General features: G+C 61.0%; 18 protein-coding genes. 5 read left to right on the top strand and 13 right to left on the bottom strand.

The window, feature by feature from the left end:
* Positions 1–16 precede the first annotated feature (16 nt).
* On the bottom strand, positions 17–736 hold the full coding sequence (locus tag AC3YMN_RS19015) for a GntR family transcriptional regulator (protein ID WP_349236757.1): 720 nt from the start codon (positions 734–736) through the stop codon (positions 17–19).
* Positions 737–1011: 275 nt separating this feature from the next.
* Here AC3YMN_RS19015 and AC3YMN_RS19020 point away from each other — a divergent pair, with 275 nt between their 5' ends.
* The 3 genes from AC3YMN_RS19020 to AC3YMN_RS19030 all read left to right on the top strand — a co-directional run bounded on the left by AC3YMN_RS19020 (position 1012) and on the right by AC3YMN_RS19030 (position 4133).
* Entirely contained in the window at positions 1012–2046 is a 1035-nt protein-coding gene (locus AC3YMN_RS19020) for a proline racemase family protein (RefSeq protein WP_489891249.1), read from the top strand.
* Positions 2047–2056: 10 nt separating this feature from the next.
* Complete coding sequence (locus tag AC3YMN_RS19025; RefSeq protein ID WP_489891250.1) at positions 2057–3070, top strand: Ldh family oxidoreductase; 1014 nt, start codon at positions 2057–2059, stop codon at positions 3068–3070.
* Positions 3071–3170: 100 nt separating this feature from the next.
* Positions 3171–4133, top strand: a complete 963-nt coding sequence (locus AC3YMN_RS19030; RefSeq protein WP_489891251.1) for a dihydrodipicolinate synthase family protein — start codon at positions 3171–3173, stop codon at positions 4131–4133.
* Between the two features lie 91 nt (positions 4134–4224).
* Here the strand turns inward: AC3YMN_RS19030 and thmT are convergent, their stop codons facing one another.
* The 7 genes from thmT to AC3YMN_RS19065 all read right to left on the bottom strand — a co-directional run bounded on the left by thmT (position 4225) and on the right by AC3YMN_RS19065 (position 9563).
* Positions 4225–4416 (bottom strand): 2-hydroxymuconate tautomerase, encoded by a 192-nt coding sequence (gene thmT / locus AC3YMN_RS19035; RefSeq protein WP_489891252.1) that lies wholly within the window; start codon positions 4414–4416, stop codon positions 4225–4227.
* A 2-nt stretch (positions 4417–4418) separates the two neighbouring features.
* Complete coding sequence (locus AC3YMN_RS19040; RefSeq protein WP_489891253.1) at positions 4419–5459, bottom strand: trans-3-hydroxy-L-proline dehydratase; 1041 nt, start codon at positions 5457–5459, stop codon at positions 4419–4421.
* Positions 5459–6571, bottom strand: coding sequence for a cis-3-hydroxy-L-proline dehydratase (locus AC3YMN_RS19045; protein WP_489891254.1), 1113 nt, complete (start codon positions 6569–6571; stop codon positions 5459–5461). The genes AC3YMN_RS19040 and AC3YMN_RS19045 overlap by 1 nt, the downstream gene beginning before the upstream one ends.
* 26 nt (positions 6572–6597) lie before the next feature.
* Positions 6598–7320 (bottom strand): amino acid ABC transporter ATP-binding protein, encoded by a 723-nt coding sequence (locus AC3YMN_RS19050; RefSeq protein WP_127754539.1) that lies wholly within the window; start codon positions 7318–7320, stop codon positions 6598–6600.
* Positions 7313–7966: an amino acid ABC transporter permease gene (locus tag AC3YMN_RS19055; protein ID WP_127754540.1), complete on the bottom strand. Its 654-nt coding sequence runs from the start codon at positions 7964–7966 to the stop codon at positions 7313–7315. The genes AC3YMN_RS19050 and AC3YMN_RS19055 overlap by 8 nt, the downstream gene beginning before the upstream one ends.
* Before the next feature lie 10 nt (positions 7967–7976).
* Positions 7977–8642 (bottom strand): amino acid ABC transporter permease, encoded by a 666-nt coding sequence (locus AC3YMN_RS19060; RefSeq protein ID WP_172125885.1) that lies wholly within the window; start codon positions 8640–8642, stop codon positions 7977–7979.
* Between the two features lie 105 nt (positions 8643–8747).
* Complete coding sequence (locus AC3YMN_RS19065; protein ID WP_489891255.1) at positions 8748–9563, bottom strand: ABC transporter substrate-binding protein; 816 nt, start codon at positions 9561–9563, stop codon at positions 8748–8750.
* Between the two features lie 365 nt (positions 9564–9928).
* Here AC3YMN_RS19065 and AC3YMN_RS19070 point away from each other — a divergent pair, with 365 nt between their 5' ends.
* Positions 9929–10372: a GyrI-like domain-containing protein gene (locus AC3YMN_RS19070; RefSeq protein ID WP_127754543.1), complete on the top strand. Its 444-nt coding sequence runs from the start codon at positions 9929–9931 to the stop codon at positions 10370–10372.
* Positions 10373–10473: 101 nt separating this feature from the next.
* Entirely contained in the window at positions 10474–11775 is a 1302-nt protein-coding gene (locus AC3YMN_RS19075) for a hemolysin family protein (protein ID WP_489891256.1), read from the top strand.
* Between the two features lie 37 nt (positions 11776–11812).
* Here AC3YMN_RS19075 and AC3YMN_RS19080 read toward each other — a convergent pair whose 3' ends face one another.
* Genes AC3YMN_RS19080 through AC3YMN_RS19100 form a run of 5 tightly spaced genes read right to left on the bottom strand, consistent with a single transcriptional unit; the run spans position 11813 to position 17072 of the window.
* Positions 11813–12712, bottom strand: coding sequence for a carbohydrate kinase family protein (locus tag AC3YMN_RS19080; protein ID WP_489891257.1), 900 nt, complete (start codon positions 12710–12712; stop codon positions 11813–11815).
* A complete protein-coding gene (locus AC3YMN_RS19085) occupies positions 12709–13776 on the bottom strand; it encodes an ABC transporter ATP-binding protein (RefSeq protein WP_489891258.1) in 1068 nt (355 codons plus the stop codon). Before AC3YMN_RS19085 ends, AC3YMN_RS19080 begins: the two co-directional genes overlap by 4 nt.
* Entirely contained in the window at positions 13776–15284 is a 1509-nt protein-coding gene (gene argH, locus AC3YMN_RS19090) for an argininosuccinate lyase (protein WP_489891259.1), read from the bottom strand. Before argH ends, AC3YMN_RS19085 begins: the two co-directional genes overlap by 1 nt.
* 4 nt (positions 15285–15288) lie before the next feature.
* Positions 15289–16146, bottom strand: a complete 858-nt coding sequence (locus AC3YMN_RS19095; protein ID WP_489891260.1) for a carbohydrate ABC transporter permease — start codon at positions 16144–16146, stop codon at positions 15289–15291.
* Positions 16143–17072, bottom strand: a complete 930-nt coding sequence (locus AC3YMN_RS19100; protein WP_489891262.1) for a carbohydrate ABC transporter permease — start codon at positions 17070–17072, stop codon at positions 16143–16145. The genes AC3YMN_RS19095 and AC3YMN_RS19100 overlap by 4 nt, the downstream gene beginning before the upstream one ends.
* Positions 17073–17126: the final 54 nt, after the last annotated feature.

A 17126-nucleotide genomic window follows, 5' to 3' on the forward strand; every position in this document is an offset into this window, starting at 1 on the left:
CCCCTGCTTTTGAACGCTACAATGTGATTTTGGATACCGTTTCACGGTTGATATAGCTTTGGATCTGCTTGACGATCTGTGCCGCGTGCTCGGCGGCCAAGGCATCCGCCCGATCGGCGTCGCCCGCTTCAATCGCCTCCACCATCAGGCTATGGGCTTCCACATATTGCTGGGGCAGCTTGTCATCAAACGAGCGGTAATAGATGCGCAGGATGCGTCGGCCTTCATCGAGGAGGCGCGCAAAGAGATTGGTGAAATAGCTGTTGCCGCCCGCTTCGGCGATGGCGACATGGAAATCCCGATTGGACTGGATCATGGCCAGCGCGTCGCGACGCGCCACGGCTTGCGCATATTGGGCCTCGAACTTGCGTATCGTCTCGATCTGCTCGGGGGCGTGATGCACCGCCGCTGCCCGCGTCGTTACCCGATACATCAGCGTCAGCGCCTCGAAGTATACCGGCAGCTGGGCGAAATCGATGGTGGCAACCACGGTGTTGCGATTGGGCAGTGTCTTGGCCAGCCCTTCCGCCACCAGGCGCACCAAGGCCTCGCGGATCGGCGTGCGCGACATCTGGAACTGCTCGGAAAGCGTCACCTCATCGAGCGGACTGCCGGGATCGAGGGTAAGGTCCAGAATGGACTGCCGCAGCGTTTGATAGACTTTTTGCGCGCCCGACCCCCGGATACGACCCGGTTCGCCGGCAATCTTGGCCGTTTCGCTGGCTTTGGTTTTCACGGCGCGGCTCCCGGCATTCGCGGCGCACAAGGGCCGGCAACAATCACGAACCGTTTGTGCCGGCGTATTGCCCAACAAGGGGGCCGGCCAGCACGTCGACGGATGATCAGCGATAGGCGAGCTTAGCGGAGATTGCGGTTCCGGTTCAACGCCGGAGAACGCACCCCTGAGCAGCTTTGTTTGTCGACAGATTGGATATAGCGCCGGTATGATGTCAGGTGGCCGGAACTGCAGATGCCCGGCCGGGTGGCTCAATCTGCAAAGGAAATCCTCCCATGCGCTGGTCCAAGACCGTAACCCTTGTTGAAGCCCATGCCGAAGGGGAAGTTGGCCGCATCGTCACGGGCGGGGTCATCGATGTTCCCGGCGCCACCATTGCCGACAAGCTGCGCCATATCAACGAAGTCGACGATAGCCTCCGGCGCTTCCTGGTTTTCGAGCCGCGCGCTTCGGCCCAGATGAGCACTTGTCTCATTTTTCCGCCAACACGTCCGGACGCTGATATCGCCTTCATGATTTTGCAGGGCGACAAGGCTCATGCGATGTCGGGATCCAATAGTATTTGCCTCACCACCGTTCTGCTCGAGACCGGCATGCTGCCCATGGTCGAGCCCGAAACCATCGTGCGGATCGAGACGGCGTCGGGCCTCGTGACGGCGCGGGCCAGTTGCCGTAACGGCAAATGCGAACGGGTTACGCTCACCATGAACCCGTCCTATGCCCACCAGCTCGATGCCGTGGTCGATGTGGCGGGGTTCGGCAAGGTCAAGCTCGACATTGGCTATGGCGGGATTTTCTATGCGCTGATCGACCCGGCGCAACTCGGCCTCGAGATCAGGCCGGACCAGGCCAAGAAACTGGTGGAGGCGGGCAGCGCCATCCACCGCGCCGTCAATGCCCAGCTCGAGATTGCCCATCCCGAGATCGAGGCCATCAAGGGCATATCCTACACTATGTTCACCAGCTTCAACGAGGCGGGCGAACTCAAGGGCGCCACCATCATGCCACCTGGCCGGATCGACCGGTCACCCTGCGGCACTGGCAATTCCGCCCGTCTTGCCGTCGCGGCCGCGCGGGGCCTGGCCAAGCCTGGCGACAGGTTCACCGCCCGATCGATCATCGATTCCACCTTCGAGGTTACTTATGCCGGCGACACCTCGGTGGCCGGCCGCCCGGCGGTGCAGCCCATTATCTCGGGCCGCGGCTGGATCCATGGCATCCACCAGATCGGCGTTGATCCTAGCGACCCCTATCCACAGGGTTACTCGGTTGCCGACACCTGGGGTGATGCCTTCGATTTAATGAACTAAGGGCATTGCTGTGACAGAAACGTCCACCCTGCGGCTTGACGAAGCCTTTGACCTCAGCGTTGCGGTGCTGGTCCGCAACGGCTTTGCTATTGATCACGCGACGGCAGTCGCCACCGTGGTTTGTGCGGGCCAGCGCGACGAGTGTCATTCGCATGGCCTTTATCGTCTGTTGGGCTGCGTCCGGTCCATCCGGGCGGGCAAGGTGGATGGCGTGGTGCAGCCTGAACTGTTCGACCATGCGCCCGGTATTGTGCGCGTCGATGCCAAAGGCGGCTATTCGCTGCTGGCCTTTGAGGCCGGTCGCACCATGCTGGTCAACAAGGCGCGGCAAAATGGCATTGCAGCGCTGGTGATCAACCACTGCTACCACTTTTCGGCATTGTGGCCCGAAGTCGAGGCCTTGGCGGCGCAGGGTGTTGTCGCCATCGCCATGACCCCTAGCCACAACTGGGTTGCGCCATTTGGTGGCACCAAGCCCGTCTTTGGCACCAATCCGCTGGCTTTCGCCTGGCCGCGTCCGGGCAAAGATCCCTATGTGTTCGACTTCGCGACCTCCAGCGTGGCGCGGGGGGAAATCGAGCTGCATCGCCGCGCCGGCAAGCCAATCCCGCTCGATTGGGCCCTGGATGAGAGCGGGGCTCCGACCGACAGCGCAGAAAAGGCGCTTAGCGGCGCCATGACGACGTTTGGCGGCCACAAGGGCTCGGCGCTATCTACCATGATCGAGTTGATAGCGGGGCCGTTGATCGGCGATCTCAGCAGTATCGAGTCCAAGCAATTCGATAACGGCGCTGGCGCAGCACCCTATCACGGCGAACTGCTGCTTGCCTTCGACCCCCAGGTCTTCACCGGAGTGGAGGCGTCACGCCATGCCGACCGGGCCGAGATCATCTTTGATGCCATTATCGATCAAGGCGCGCGCTTGCCGTCGCAGCGGCGCTATGCTGCGCGGGCGCGCTCGCTTGCCAGCGGCGAGGTTGAAGTTCCCAGTGCCTTGCTGGCCGATATCCGCGCCCTGTTGTAGGCAGGCTTGCCCTGTCGACAAAAAGGATACAACGTGGCATGAATGGTAGGTGAACCGGGCAGGTGCGTTGACGCCTGCTCGTTTGCTGGACGAGGACACGATGCAAACCGAAATTTTCACGGGCGTAATTCCCGCACTGATGACGCCGTGCAAGGCGGACCGTAGCCCCGATTTCGACGAACTGGTCCGCAAGGCCACCGAGCTCGTCGCTGCCGGCATGTCCGCCGTGGTGTATTGCGGCTCCATGGGCGATTGGCCCCTGCTCACCGATGCCCAGCGCATGGAAGGCGTGGCGCGCCTGGTCGCGGCGGGCCTGCCCGTGATTGTTGGCACCGGTGCAATCAACACGGCCTCAGCCGTCGCTTTGGCTACACACGCGCAACAGGTCGGCGCGGCTGGCTTGATGGTCATTCCCCGGGTGTTGTCGCGCGGCAATTCCCCCATCGCCCAGCGCCACCATTTCGAGGCTATCCTCGCCGCCGCACCAACTCTGCCCGCGGTAATCTATAACAGCCCCCATTACGGCTTCGAAACCAAGGCCGACCTGTTCAACGCCCTGCGCGCCAAGCATCCCAACCTTGTCGGCTTCAAGGAATTTGGTGGCCCCGCAGCCATGACCTATGCCGCCGAGCACATCACCAGTGGCGATGCCAATGTGGTGCTGATGGCCGGCGTCGATACCGGCGTTTACCACGGCTATGTCAAAGCGGGCGCGACCGGCACCATCACCGGCATCGGCAATGCCCTGCCCCGGGAGATCCTGCATCTAGTGGCCCTGTCGAAGGCCGCTGCCGCCGGCGATCCCGATGCCCGCATCCGTGCCCGGGAATTGGGCGAGGCGCTGGAAATCCTCTCCTCCTGGGATGAAGGCACCGATCTGGTGCTCTACTACAAGTTCATGCTCGAGCTGCAGGGGGAGGACGCCTACAAGCTCCACTTCAACCCCACCGACGAGCTGTCACCCAGCCAGCGCGCCTGGGCCGAACGGCAATTCAACCAGTTCAAGGCCTGGTATGCTCAGTGGAGCACCCTGCCCGGCGCCGTGCAGAACTACACGCGCTGAGGCGCTCACCATAACGAGCAAGGCTCCCCAATGGGGGAGCCTTCTTGTTTCTGGCCCGATACAACGCCCCGAGGGGCGGCGCCTTGCAGATCTAGGAGGCGGGCTTGGCCAGCAATTCGCCGGCAACTGCCCAGTTGTGTCGCGCCACATCATCAAAGACGATCCAGACACTCTCCCGCTTGGCCCCGGCATGCTCCACGACGGCATCGGTGATGGCCCGCGCCAAAGCGGCCTTCTGCTCTGGCGTGCGCCCTTCGTTCATTTCGATCTTGATGTAAGGCATGCTCAGAAACGGCCCTCCACTGGCCAGGTATCCGACAGGCGATAGCCGGTTGGATAGGGATCGGCGGGATCCAGCATGTGCTGGTGCGTGCCGGTGATCCAGGCGCTCCCGGCGATGATGGGCACGATGGCCTTGCGATCGCCCAGCATGGTTTCGCTGTCAATACGGCAATCAAAGCGCGAGCCGATAATGGACCGGCCGATAAACGCCTCGCCCACCTTGATCTGCCCCTTGGCATGCAGCACCGCCATGCGCGCCGAACAGCCAGTGCCACAGGGCGAACGGTCAATCTTGCCCGGGCGGATGGCCACGGCGTTGGCGGCAGTCAGCACGCCGTTCTCGTCCCGGGTTACGGGCGCGGCGATCTGGCAAAAAGAAAAGTGGCTCCATTCGGCATGCAGCGGGTGCTGGAACCCCAATTGCTCATTAGCGGCCTTGGTGATCTTCATGCCCATCAACGCAATGTCGCGCGCCTCATCTGGCGCAATGGCGAAGCCCAGGGCTTTGCTGTCGACGATCACGAAACTGTCCCCGCCATAGGCGGTGTCGACGGTTAGCGTTCCCACGCCTTCGACTTCCAGGATGGCGTCGAGTTTGTCGGCAAAGGAGGGGTGGTTCTTGATGGCGACCCGTTCCGCCTTGCCGTTGCGGCACTGGGCGACGACCTCGATCAACCCACCTGGTGCTTCGAGCACCATGCGCGTTTCCGGCTCGGTCATCGGGATAATGCCCGCATCCAGCAAGACGGTCGAAACGCACATGGAATTGGAGCCCGACATGGGCGGGGTATCCTGCGGCTCCATGATGATCCAGCCCATCTGGGCTTTTGGATTCTTGGCGGGCACCAGCACATTGACGTGCCGGAACACCCCGCCCCGTGGCTCCTGCAGCATGAAATTGCGCAGCGTTTCGTCGGTGGCAAGGAATGTGCGCTGCTCCCAGATCGTGTCACCCGGCGGTGGCAACACGCCGCCGGTTATCACATCGCCCACTTCCCCCTCGGCATGACAGGAGACCGTCTGGATGATCTTGCTGGTGCGCATCAGGCAGCCTTTCCGATCACCAGCACCGGCTCGCCCAACACGTCGAACTTGGGCGTAACGCCGAGACCAGGCTCGTTGGACGCCGACATATTGCCGTTGACGCGCTGCGGCGCACCATCGGCGATGGACACGGTGCCGTAGGAATTGAAATCGGTGGCCGACAGGTAGAACTTTTCGGGCGTGGAGCAGGCCAGATGCGCGATGGCGGCGGTGACAATGTCGCCGCCCCAAGTATCCTCGATGGTCATCGGAATGCCCGAGGCGACGCACAGGTCGCGCATCAGCTTGGCCTTGGTGAGCCCGCCGACCTTGGATATCTTGAGGTTGATCGCGTCCATCGCGTCTTCGGCAATGCCCTTGAGCAGGGTATCGGCCCCACCGATCACTTCGTCGAGCACGAAAGGCAGGCTGGTGCGCCGACGGATGGAGACGCTTTCCTCATAGCTCATGCAGGGCTGCTCGATGTAAACATCGAGGTCTCGGACAGCATTTACGACGCGAGCGGCATCGGCCATGGTCCAGCCGGTATTGGCATCGCATACCAGAATGTCGGTGGGCTTGAGGATGTCGCGGCAGGCGCGAATGCGCTCGATATCGTCATTGGCATTGCCGCCGACCTTGAGCTGGAACTTGGTATAGCCCTCGGCGCGGTAGCCATCGATCTTGCGGGCCATGGCCTCGGGATCTTCCTGCGAGATGGCGCGGTAAAGGGCGACTTCCTCCTGCTCAAGGCCGCCGAGCAATTTATAAACGGGAAGCCCCGCGACCTTGCCCAGAATATCCCAGCAAGCAATGTCGATAGGCGCCTTGGCATAGGGGTGTCCGCGCAGCACCGCATCCATCTCGCGATTAAGTGGCCCCAGATCGGTCGGGTCCATGCCAATGAGCTTGGGCCCGATTTCGCTGATGCCGGCGCGCACGCCCGCAGCATAACTCGGCAAATAGGCTGAGCCCAGCGGGCAGCATTCAGCATAGCCGGTGATGCCGGCATCGGTCTCCACCGCCACGACGGTGGAGTCGAACACCTCCATGAAATTGCCACCCGACCAACTATAGCGACCTTCCTTGAGTGGCAGATCAACCTGCCACGCTTTGATAGCGGTAATTTTCATCTGGATCGCCCTGCTGGTGAGTTCGGCTAAAGCACCGAAGCTAGGAATTCTCTGGTTTCCGGACGCTGGGGATCGCCGAAAATCTGCTCGGGCGTCCCGATCTCATGCACCTTGCCGGACTTGAAAAAGGCGACACGGTCGGAGACTTCACGAGCAAAGGCCATTTCGTGGGTGACGAGGATCATGGTCATGCCTTCCTTGGCGAGCAGACGCATGGTGTCGAGCACCTCACCCACCAGTTGCGGATCAAGGGCGGATGTGACCTCGTCGAACAACATATATTGCGGGCTCATCGCCAGGGCGCGGGCGATGGCCATGCGCTGCTGCTGCCCGCCGGAAAGCTTGCCGGGATAGGCGTCGAGCTTGTCCCCAAGCCCCACATGCTCAAGTTGCTGACGACCGATCGCCTCGGCCTCGGCGCGGCTCTTGCCCAGCACTTTACGGGGGGCCAGTGTGACGTTTTCCAGTACGGTGAGGTGGGGAAAGGCGTTCCACTGCTGAAAAACGATGCCGATCTTGGTGCGCAGCTTGTTGAGGTCGGTTCCCTTGGCATGCACGTCAACCCCATCGACGCTGATCTTGCCACCCTGAATCGCCTCGAGGCCATTGATGCACATCAGCAGTGTCGACTTGCCCGATCCGGAGCCACCGATGATCGACACCACTTCGCCCTTGGACACACTGAGGCTTACGTCATCCAGGACCCGCAGCTCGTTGTAGGATTTCTGGACGTTCTCGATCTCAATCATTCTCGCGCCATTTCTTTTCCAGTTTGGCGCCCAGGCGCGAAATCGGGAAGCTGATAATGAAGTAGATCAGCCCGGCTATGCTGAGCACAAATAGCGGCTCCTGAATGCGCGTGACGATGATCTGCGATGAGCGCAGCAACTCGATGATACCGAGCCAGGACACCAGCGCCGTATCCTTCATCACCCCAAGCGTCAGGCCGATCCAGCTGGGGAGCATGATACGCAGCGCGATGGGGTAAACGATATTGGTCATGTCCTGCCACCAGGTCATGCCCAACGAGCGCGCCGCGCGACGCGTCGTCACCGGCACGGCGGCAATACCGCCCCGGACCAGTTCGGAACAATAAGCGGAGGTGTAGAGCGCCAGCACCACGCAAGACACGATAAAGGCGCTGATGTTGAGCCCGGCGATCGCCTGGAACGCGTTGACCAGGACGAGCTGGATCAGCAGCGGCACCGAGCGAAAGATATCGAGCAGAAAGGCCAGCGGAGCGCTCGCCCACCAAGGCGTAGTCGCCCGGAACACGCCGAACACGATGCCGAGGATCGTGCCGCCGAGCATGGCCCAGAAGGTGATCAGGAGGGTGACACCAGCCCCCTGCAGCAAAAAACCGATATCGTTGAGGCTCAAGCCAGTTTGGAACATGACTGCCCCCTCAATATCGGAACAGTCGGTAGGCAAGAAGGCGGGCACCCAGCGTGACCGCCTTGGCAAGCAGGTAATACATTACCGCGGCCAATGCGAAATACTCAAAGGTTCGGAACGTCTTGACGTTGAGTTGCTGGGTGATGCCAGTGAGATCGGTATTGAGCCCCACCACGACGCCCAGCGAGGTCATCAGGATCGCCCACACCATCTGGTTGGTCACCGGGTAGAACACGGCACGAAACATCTGCGGCAACACGATGAGCCGGAAAGCACTGATCGGGCCAAAGCCGAGGGATCGCGCGGCGCGGACCTGAGTGGCGGGAACGGCCCGCAGCCCACCCCGGAAGGTCTCGGCAAGATAACCGGCATTGTTGAAGGCAATGCCGGCCAGCAGCGCCACGAAACTGTCGAGATGGATGCCGAACTGCCCGAGGCCGAAATAGGCCATGTAGATCTGGAACAATGCCGGTGTATTGCGGGCAATCTCGATCCAGGTGCTGGCAAGGCCACGGAGAAACTTGCTGCCCGAGCCACTCATCAGTGCCAGCAACACGCCAATGATGATGCCGATGATCATGGAAAGAATGGCGAGCTGCAGCGTCACCACGGCTCCGCCCAGCATCTGCGGCAACGCTTGAAGCGCCGGACGCCAGTGGAAGGTATAATTAAACATCAAGGGCGCGTTCTAACCATCAGGGCTACAATTCTCGAGGCGCTAGAGCTCACCGTAGTGCGCAGAAAAAAAGGAGCGCCTGCCCGGGCGCTCCTTGCCAGATCCTTAGTAATAAACACCCGGAACCGTCAGGTTCGGCGGCTCGCCTTCACCAACCCACTTGGCGTAAAGCTCGGCATAGCGTCCGGTGCGGACCTGCTGATTTACAAAGAGGTTGAGGTAGTTGAGCAAGCCCTGCTCGTTGCGCAGGGTGATGAGACCAACATAATCGATTTCGTACGGCGCCTTGCCGCCCATGACGAAACCGGGGAAATTGCCGGTGGCGATGGTGGAAGCAGCGACGGTGGAGGTTACGACGGTCGCATCGATCTGGCCTTGCGAAAGCGCCAGCATCACGTCCGCCTGGGTCTGGTAGGAACGGAACGAACCGGCCGGGTCAGCCCATTCGTTGACGCTTTCTTCCAGGGCCAAAGCCTCATAGGTGCCAGAGGTGGAGCCCACCTTCTTGCCTTTGAGACTGTCGTAATCGGCGATACCCAAGCCTTCCTTGGTCAAGACCACCATTTCGAAAGCAAAATAGGGAATGGAAAAACCAACGGTCTTGGCGCGCTCGAGCGTATCGGAGGTCGAGGCAACGCCGATATCGACGCGCCCTGAAACCAGCGCGGGGATGCGGTCTGGAAACGGGGTTTCGACGATTTCTGCCTGCACGCCGAGCACCGCGGCAAGGTCGTTGCAAGTATCGACGTCAAATCCGACCGGGTTGTTGTTTTCGTCGCGAGATCCCATCGGCGGGAAATCCAGCACCACGGCGCAACGCAGGGTGCCCGATGCAATAATGTCATCGAGCTTGTCGGCATAAGCAGGAAGCACGGTCGTCAAGGAGGCAAGCGCCAAGGCGGCGGTAAGCAAGAGTCTCATGGTGTCCCCTTCTCGTACAGCCGAGCATGGCACTCGACGTGTCGATCCTAAGTAAAGAAAGCGTATACCAACGCTTCGAAGCGTCAATACCCCTGAGAGGTCTTTTGTGCGCAAGCTGTCGACAGCAACACTGCGGATGGCTATCGGTGTCTCGGCGTGTGGAGGTCTTGGTGCTTAGTCCCTCATCCTAAAGCCAGCGAGCACTCACTGCGGCGAGGATATGAGCTCATCGCCTTGCCGCCAAGCCGACGGGCTGTGCTATGTAAGGGCTCTGACCAACAAGCGCTCAGCAGCAAAGAATGCAGTTTCGCGCTGACGAGGCGCGCTGCAGCCGCGCTCGCTCAAACCGCCTGGACCGGTGACCAATGATCGAACTCATCGAACTGCCCGAACTCACTGCCATCGGCATCATGGTCGAGGCGCCCGAGCCAGAACTGGCACAAGCAATCTCGAGGGCATGGACCTGGCTGTTTGAAACCGAGACCGGAGCGTCGAGCTTTCTTGCCGCCTCGATCGGCGTTGAGGGCGCTATCCATCGTGAACTCGTGGGCTTTCTGGCCGCCCGCAAAACCGATGTGCCTGCCGGGATGATCCTCCATGAGATCCCGGCACAACGCTATCTGCGGATCGGATATGAGGGACCCGTGAGTGGCATAGCCGATGGGTTTGCCCAGCTTTATGCGTACGCCGCCGCACGCGGCCTAACCGCCACAGAGTTCAAACTCGACTTCGGCTACATCCCTGGACTACCAGCGGTGCGGCATGAACTGCATGTTGCGCTCGCCCCGGAGATCCTGCGCCTCGGCTAAGAGCTTGAGCCGTGCGGCCCCGCTTGGAAGACATGCCCCCTGCCGATTGGACGTTCAGTGGGCGTGTCGCTATGAAGACCCGGCATTAACTGGAAAGCAATATGACTCCCATCCTCGGCGTCTTGCTGATCATCGGCCTGATCGGCGTCAGCGTGATCGTGTCGCTGTCGGAAATCGCCTTCGCGGCAGCGCGCGAAGTGCGCATCCGCGCGCTGGCTGAAGGGGGCGACAGCAGGGCCCTGCGGTTCGTGGCGCTGCGGGGCGAGGCGGGCAGCGTTATCACCGCATTGCAGATCGTGACCAATGCCGTGTCGATCTTGGCGGGTACGCTCGGGCATGATGCGTTTGGGCCGGTTTTCGCCGACGCCCTGCGGCTGGTGGGCGTTGCCCCCGACCTGGCCCTGCCGATCGGCTCCGTGCTGGCCTTCTTGCTGGTCACCATGCTGTTTGTGCTGCTGGCCGACCTGACGCCCAAGCGCATTGCCATGCTGGTGCCCGAACAGGTCGCCCTGTCGCTGGTGTGGTTTCCCGAAACTTCGGTCAAGGTGCTCAAGCCCCTGGTCTGGTTCTTCGGCAGATTGTCCGACGTGATCATCGGCTGGTTCAACATCGAGTCCAAAGTGGCTGCCGACGAAGTCACGGCCGAGGACTTCCGGCTTATCTTGGCCGGCGGTGCCGCGTCCGGCATGCTGATGAAAAACGAACATCGGCTGATCGAAAATGTCCTGGCGCTCGAGTTGCGCAGCGTCACCTCGGTGATGACCATTCGCGACGACATCGTTTATCTCGACATCAGCGACCCCCATGAGGTGCAGCAGGACAAGGTGCGCCGCCGACCATTTTCGCATTACCCCATCTGCGACGGGGGCATCGACGCGGTGATTGGCTGTGTTCGCGCCGAGGACGTGCTGGTCACCGCCATGGACAAGCATGGCGAGGTGGATTTCGCCAAGGCCCGCCGCGACGTGCTGTCGGTGCCCGACACGCTCAATGTTTGGGAGGTCCTTGCCGAGTTCCAAGCCCAGAGCACGGGCTTTGCCCTCGTGGTCAGCGAATACGCCCATGTGGTTGGCGTGGTCACCTTCAAGGACCTAATGGGCGCGCTGATGCAAGGCCTGGCCAACCCCTTCGAAGAGCAGGCAATTCTCAAGCGCGATGAGCAGAGCTGGCTTGTCGACGGCGTAGCGCCGTTCGTGGATGTCACGCGCACCTTGGGGATCAAGCACCTTGAAGCCGAAGCGGCCTATGAAACCATTGGCGGCTTCATCGTCCATCGGCTGCGCCGAGCGGCCCGCAAGGGCGACAAGGTGGAAGCAGCCGGCTATGTCTTTGAGGTGGTGGACGCCGACAAGATGCGGCTCAACCAGTTGCTGGTGACCAAGACAGGCAAGGCGAAAGGCTGACTCCCGCCGCCTTGGCACCGGGCACGGCCGCAATCAATCAAGCTTCAGCCCGCAAGCTCCCGATGCCGCCCGAAGCCTGAACGGAACGGCTACCGGCATCGATTGCTGCGGCCAGGCATGCTTGCGGATCGGCGCCGCTGAGCCAGGCGTGCAGGAACCCGGCGTTGAAGGCATCACCAGCGCCGGTGGTGTCGATCACCTCCACCTTGGGGCTCGGCAGCCGGAAAACCTGGCCATCAACGGCAAGCAAGGCGCCCTCCGCGCCGCATTTCAACGCGACGCAAGGAAAATACCGGGCCAACTCTACCAGCGCCACTTGAGGATCGGATTGGCCGGTCAGCGCTTCGGCTTCTTCCATATTGGGCAGGAAGATATCGGCTCCTGAGCTGAGCGCGAAAAAATCGGGATCCCGGATCAGCTGGTCGTCCCAACTCGGATCGAGCGAGACCGTGAGGTTATGCTGCTTGGCAAGGATGATGGCATCGCTTGCCTCGTGCAGGGTCGCGTATTCGGCGATGTGCAAATGCGCCGCTTTGCGCCACGCCAAGGCCGCCTCCAGGGTCTGGGGACGAGCCTGCCCCGCCCGCTTGGACAAGAATGCACGATCCCCGTCCTGCACCATTACCACCGTTAACTGCGGACCGGCCGCTGCATTTCGGTCGAGAAACTGCAGGTCAAGCCCGAGAGCCTTGATCGTGGCTTCGAGCGATAGGGATAAATCGTCAGTGCCGAACCGCGCCAACAAGGCCGAGGGACGCCCCAGGCCCGCCAGATGTGCCGCGGTAATCAGGGCGCCGCCGCCTGGGGTTAACTCGAACTCTCCGGCGAAGACCTCGCGGCCAAGCTGGGGCATGGTATCGAGGCCGCGAAACACCAGGTCGCAATAAATGCGCCCAAGGCTGAGCACGGCCCCAGCTGCAACGGGGGAAGACGTCATGCGCGGCCCAGGGCCTTCTCGCTGGCTTTATCGAAGAGATAGAGCGACCCCGATCCGGCATTGATCGATACCGTGCTGCCCACCTTGGGCACCACACGACCAGGTGCGGTGGCGATGATCTGGCTCTTGCCGACCTGAACATGCACCAGTGTCTCCGAGCCCAGCGGCTCCACCGCCTCGACAATGCCAGTTGCACCAAGGCCTGGCTCGCTCGCCTCGCCTACAACCAGATCATGCGGGCGCAGGCCGACAAGCACATCGCCCTCTTGCGCAGGCAGCGTCAGGCCCGAGATCGTCGTGCCTTCGATGCTGAGCGTGCCACCACTCAGCTTGCCATCGAGCATGTTCATCGACGGGCTGCCGATAAAGCGCGCGGTGAAGACATCGTTGGGGTTTTCGTAGAGATCGGTGGGCGTGCCGACCTGCAGGATATGCCCGTCACGCATCACCACGATCTTGTCGGCCATGGTCATGGCTTCGACCTGGTCATGGGTAACATAAACGATGGTGGTACCAAGCCGGCGATGGAGGCTCTTGATCTCCATACGCATCTGCGCCCGCAACTGCGCATCGAGATTCGACAGTGGCTCGTCGAACAGAAACGCCACTGGATCACGAACCATGGCTCGGCCGATGGCAACGCGCTGGCGCTGACCGCCCGACAGTGCTGCAGGGCGCCGATCCAACAGCGGCTCTAGGCCCAGGATCTTGGCCGTTTGCAGAATGCGCTGCCGTTTTTCCTCCTTGGACAGCTTGGAGGTGTAGAGCCCAAAACCGATATTCTGCCCCACCGTTTTGTGAGGATAAATAGCGTAGTTCTGGAACACCATGGCGATGTTGCGCTGCTTCGGCTCGCGCTGGTTCACCACCTCGCCGCCGATCAGAAGATTGCCGGCAGAGATATCCTCAAGCCCGGCAATCATGCGCAGCGTCGTTGACTTGCCACAGCCGGACGGGCCCACGAACACGACGAACTCACCATCTTCAACGGTGAGGTCGATGCCATGCACCGCCTGGGTCTTGCCGTAGTTCTTGACCAGGCTCTGCAGTTCAATCTTGGCCATCAGGCTGTTCCCTTTAATGCGTCGAAGCGCTCATTGAGCATGCGCGCGGCTTCGTCCTGGCGGCGCAGAATGGTTTGATGTTGAGCGGCCAATGCGGCCGCATCCTTCTTGTAATCAGTGATGGCCGCTTGCAGCGGCTCGGGCGCGGGGCCGCCGAAACGGGTGCGCACTGCAACGAAATATTCGGGCGACACGATCTCGGCGAAGGCTGCAGCATCAAGCGCGCTCTTGCGTCCGGTTGCGTGCTCGAACGCCGCAAGGAACGGTGCGTAGCCATCCCCAGCCAGATCGCCGCCCGCAGCGACCACCGCCTTGGCGACCGACGCCGCGATTTCGTGTCCCTCCCGGAACGACAAACCCTCGCGCCGCACCAAGCTGTCGGCCAGTTCGGTAATGGTGATACAGGAGCGGTTGATATTGGCGCGCACGCGTTCAGGGTTGATGCGGACCTGGGCGACCAATGCTGCCAGCAGATCAAGCACGCGATAGGCACTCTCAAAGGCGCCATAGCCCATGGACTGGGTTTCACCCTCGCTGTCGTTCATGTCGGTGAAGGGGGTGTTGTGCATCACCGTCAGCATGGCGTGCGCGCGCCCGCAGGTCTGGCTCGCCAGGTGCCGCAGATGCTCGACCGGCACCGGATTGCGCTTTTGCGGCATGATCGAGGAAATCTGCACGAGGCTGTTGGGCACATAAAGCTGCCCGACTTCAAAGCTGGACCAGACCTGGAAATCCTGAATAGGCCGGCCGAGATGCAGGAACATCAGCTCCATGGCGCTGTAGGTGGCCGTGATGTAGTCAACGCCCGCTATGCAGGAATAGGAATTTTGCAGAGGCGCGGCAAAGCCAAGCAACTCGGCGACCAGAGCCCGATCCGTGGGAAAGCCCGTGGTCGTGATGGCCGCGGCGCCCATGGGCGAAAGGTCCACCAAACGATAAGCCTGCAGCAACCGCTCGATGTCGCGTCCGACGAACTCCACAATCGCCGAGAGGTAATGCCCGAACGTGGTCGGCTGTGCCGGCTGGCCATGGGTGTAGGCAACGATCAGTGTCGCCTGCTCCCGTTCTGCCGATTCAATCAGGGTCGAGTGCAGCTTGAGCGCCTTGTTGATCAGCAGGTTGAGGCGCTCGCGCAACCCCAGCTTGAACAGCGTGTGGTCGATGTCGTTGCGCGAGCGGGCGGTATGCAGCCGCCCGCCAAGATCTGGACCGATGCGCTTCTTCAGTTCCTTTTCGATCAGGAAAAAGAAATCCTCGACCTCGCCGGTGTAAACCAGCGCGACAGGATCGATTTCGGCATCGATGCTCTCGAGGGCTCCGGCAATCTCGCGCGCTTGATCGGCATCAAGAATGCCGGTTTGGGACAGCATCACCAGGTGAGCGCGATCAATGGCGCGAAAGCCGGCAACATGGTGGTCCTTGGCGCCATCAAATAGCGGCCGCAGCACCGTTTCTTTGTAGACGGGATCGGGAAAGACCGACTGATCGGCAAGACGGGGATCGGTCACGGCGTTAACCCTTGAGGCCGGCCAGCATGACGCCACGGACAATGTAGCGCTGCAGCACGAGGAAGACGAGAAGCGTGGGGATGGTGCCGATCGCGGCACCAGTCATGATCAGCTCCCATTGGATGGAGGACTCGGCCGAAAAGCTCGAGATCCCGACGGGAAGCGTATAAAGCTCCTTGGACGTGGTTACGATCAGCGGCCAGAAGAACGCGGTCCAATTGCCAAGGAAGGTGAAGATCGCCAGCGCCGAAATGGCGGGCACGACCATCGGCATCGCGACTTTCCACCAGATGGTGAATTCGTTGAGGCCATCAATGCGCGCAGCTTCCAGGAAGTCGTCGGGAACGCCCTCGAAGAACTGCTTCATAAGGAAGGTGCCAAAGGCCGTCATCATTCCAGGGAACATGATCCCCCAATAGGAATCGAGCCAACCCAGCTGACTGGCCATCAGATACCAGGGGATCACCAGCATTTCCGTGGGGATCATCAGTGTCGAAAGGATCGCGAGGAAGATGAAATAGCGGCCCCGGAACTGGAACTTGGCCAGCGTGTAGCCAACCATGCTGTCGAAAAACACGTTCGACAGCGTGACCGTCACCGCAATCAAGGTGGAGTTGAAAAACCACTGCATGAAGCGGCCGTCACCGAGAACCTTGACATAGTTATCGAGCGTCGGCGCCAGCGGGATCAGGCGAAGATCGTACACCTGGCCCGAGGTCTTGAGCGAGGTCGAGAACATGAACAGCAGCGGCGTGATTACGATGAGCCCGCCGATGAACAGCAAGGTCCAGGCGATGATGCGACCGGGGCGAATATCGCGCCGATTGGCGGTGAGTTCGCTCGACACTGTGGTGACGCTCATTGCTTTTCCCTCAGCACATAAAGCTGCAGCAAGGACACGACGAGCAGGATGGTGAACAGCACCACGGTCTGCGCGGCGGCGTAGCCCATCTGGTAGGATGAAAAGGCGGTCTGATAAATCATGAGCACCAGGGGCTTGGTCGAATTGAGCGGCCCGCCCGGATCATTGGTGGTCATGTTGTAGACCTGGTCGAAGATGCGCAAGAAGCCGATCGAGGAGAACACCACCAGAAACACCGTAGTGGGCTTGAGCAGCGGCACGGTGATCTTGCGCAGGATTGCCCACTCCCCTAGCCCGTCAATGCGAGCCGCCTCGTAAAAGGTGTTCGGAATGGCACGCAGCCCGGCCATGAAGATAATGATCTGAAAGCCAAGGCCGGCCCAGATCGCCGGGATGAGGATGGAAAGGAGCGCCTGGTCGATCGAGCGCAAAAAGGGCTGCTGCGGAATGCCAATCGTGCTGAGAAAACCGTTGATCACCCCGATCGGCACCGGCTGGTAGAACCAGCGCCAGACCCAACCCATTGCCGCCGCCGTGGTGAGGAAGGGCAGGAAGTAGAGCGCGCGGATAAAGCCATGCATGAACCGGACGCGATCGAGATAGAACGCGATCACAAAGGAGATCGCCAGGCTCAGCGGCGTGCCGATGATCAGGTAAAGAAAGGTGTTCTGGAACACTTTCCAGAACAAGGGGTCGGCGAACATCTTCTGGTAGTTCGCCAGCCCAATGAACTGAGCCGGGCGCAACAGGTCCCAGTTGGTCATCGACAGCCAGAAGGCCTGGAATGTGGGATAAAAGCGAATAACCGAATAAAAGATGATCGGCAGGGCGAGAAAGCCCCAGGCCCAGATCACCCGCTTGGTGCCGATATTCAGACGATCCCAGAAGCGAACTGGGCCTGCTTGGATGGCGCTCGCCGACGACATTTTCGCTCCTGCAAGAACTAGCTCGGCCGGCGGCAGGTAAACTGCCGTCGGCCG

This window comes from Devosia sp. Z11_6 (assembly GCF_058133665.1).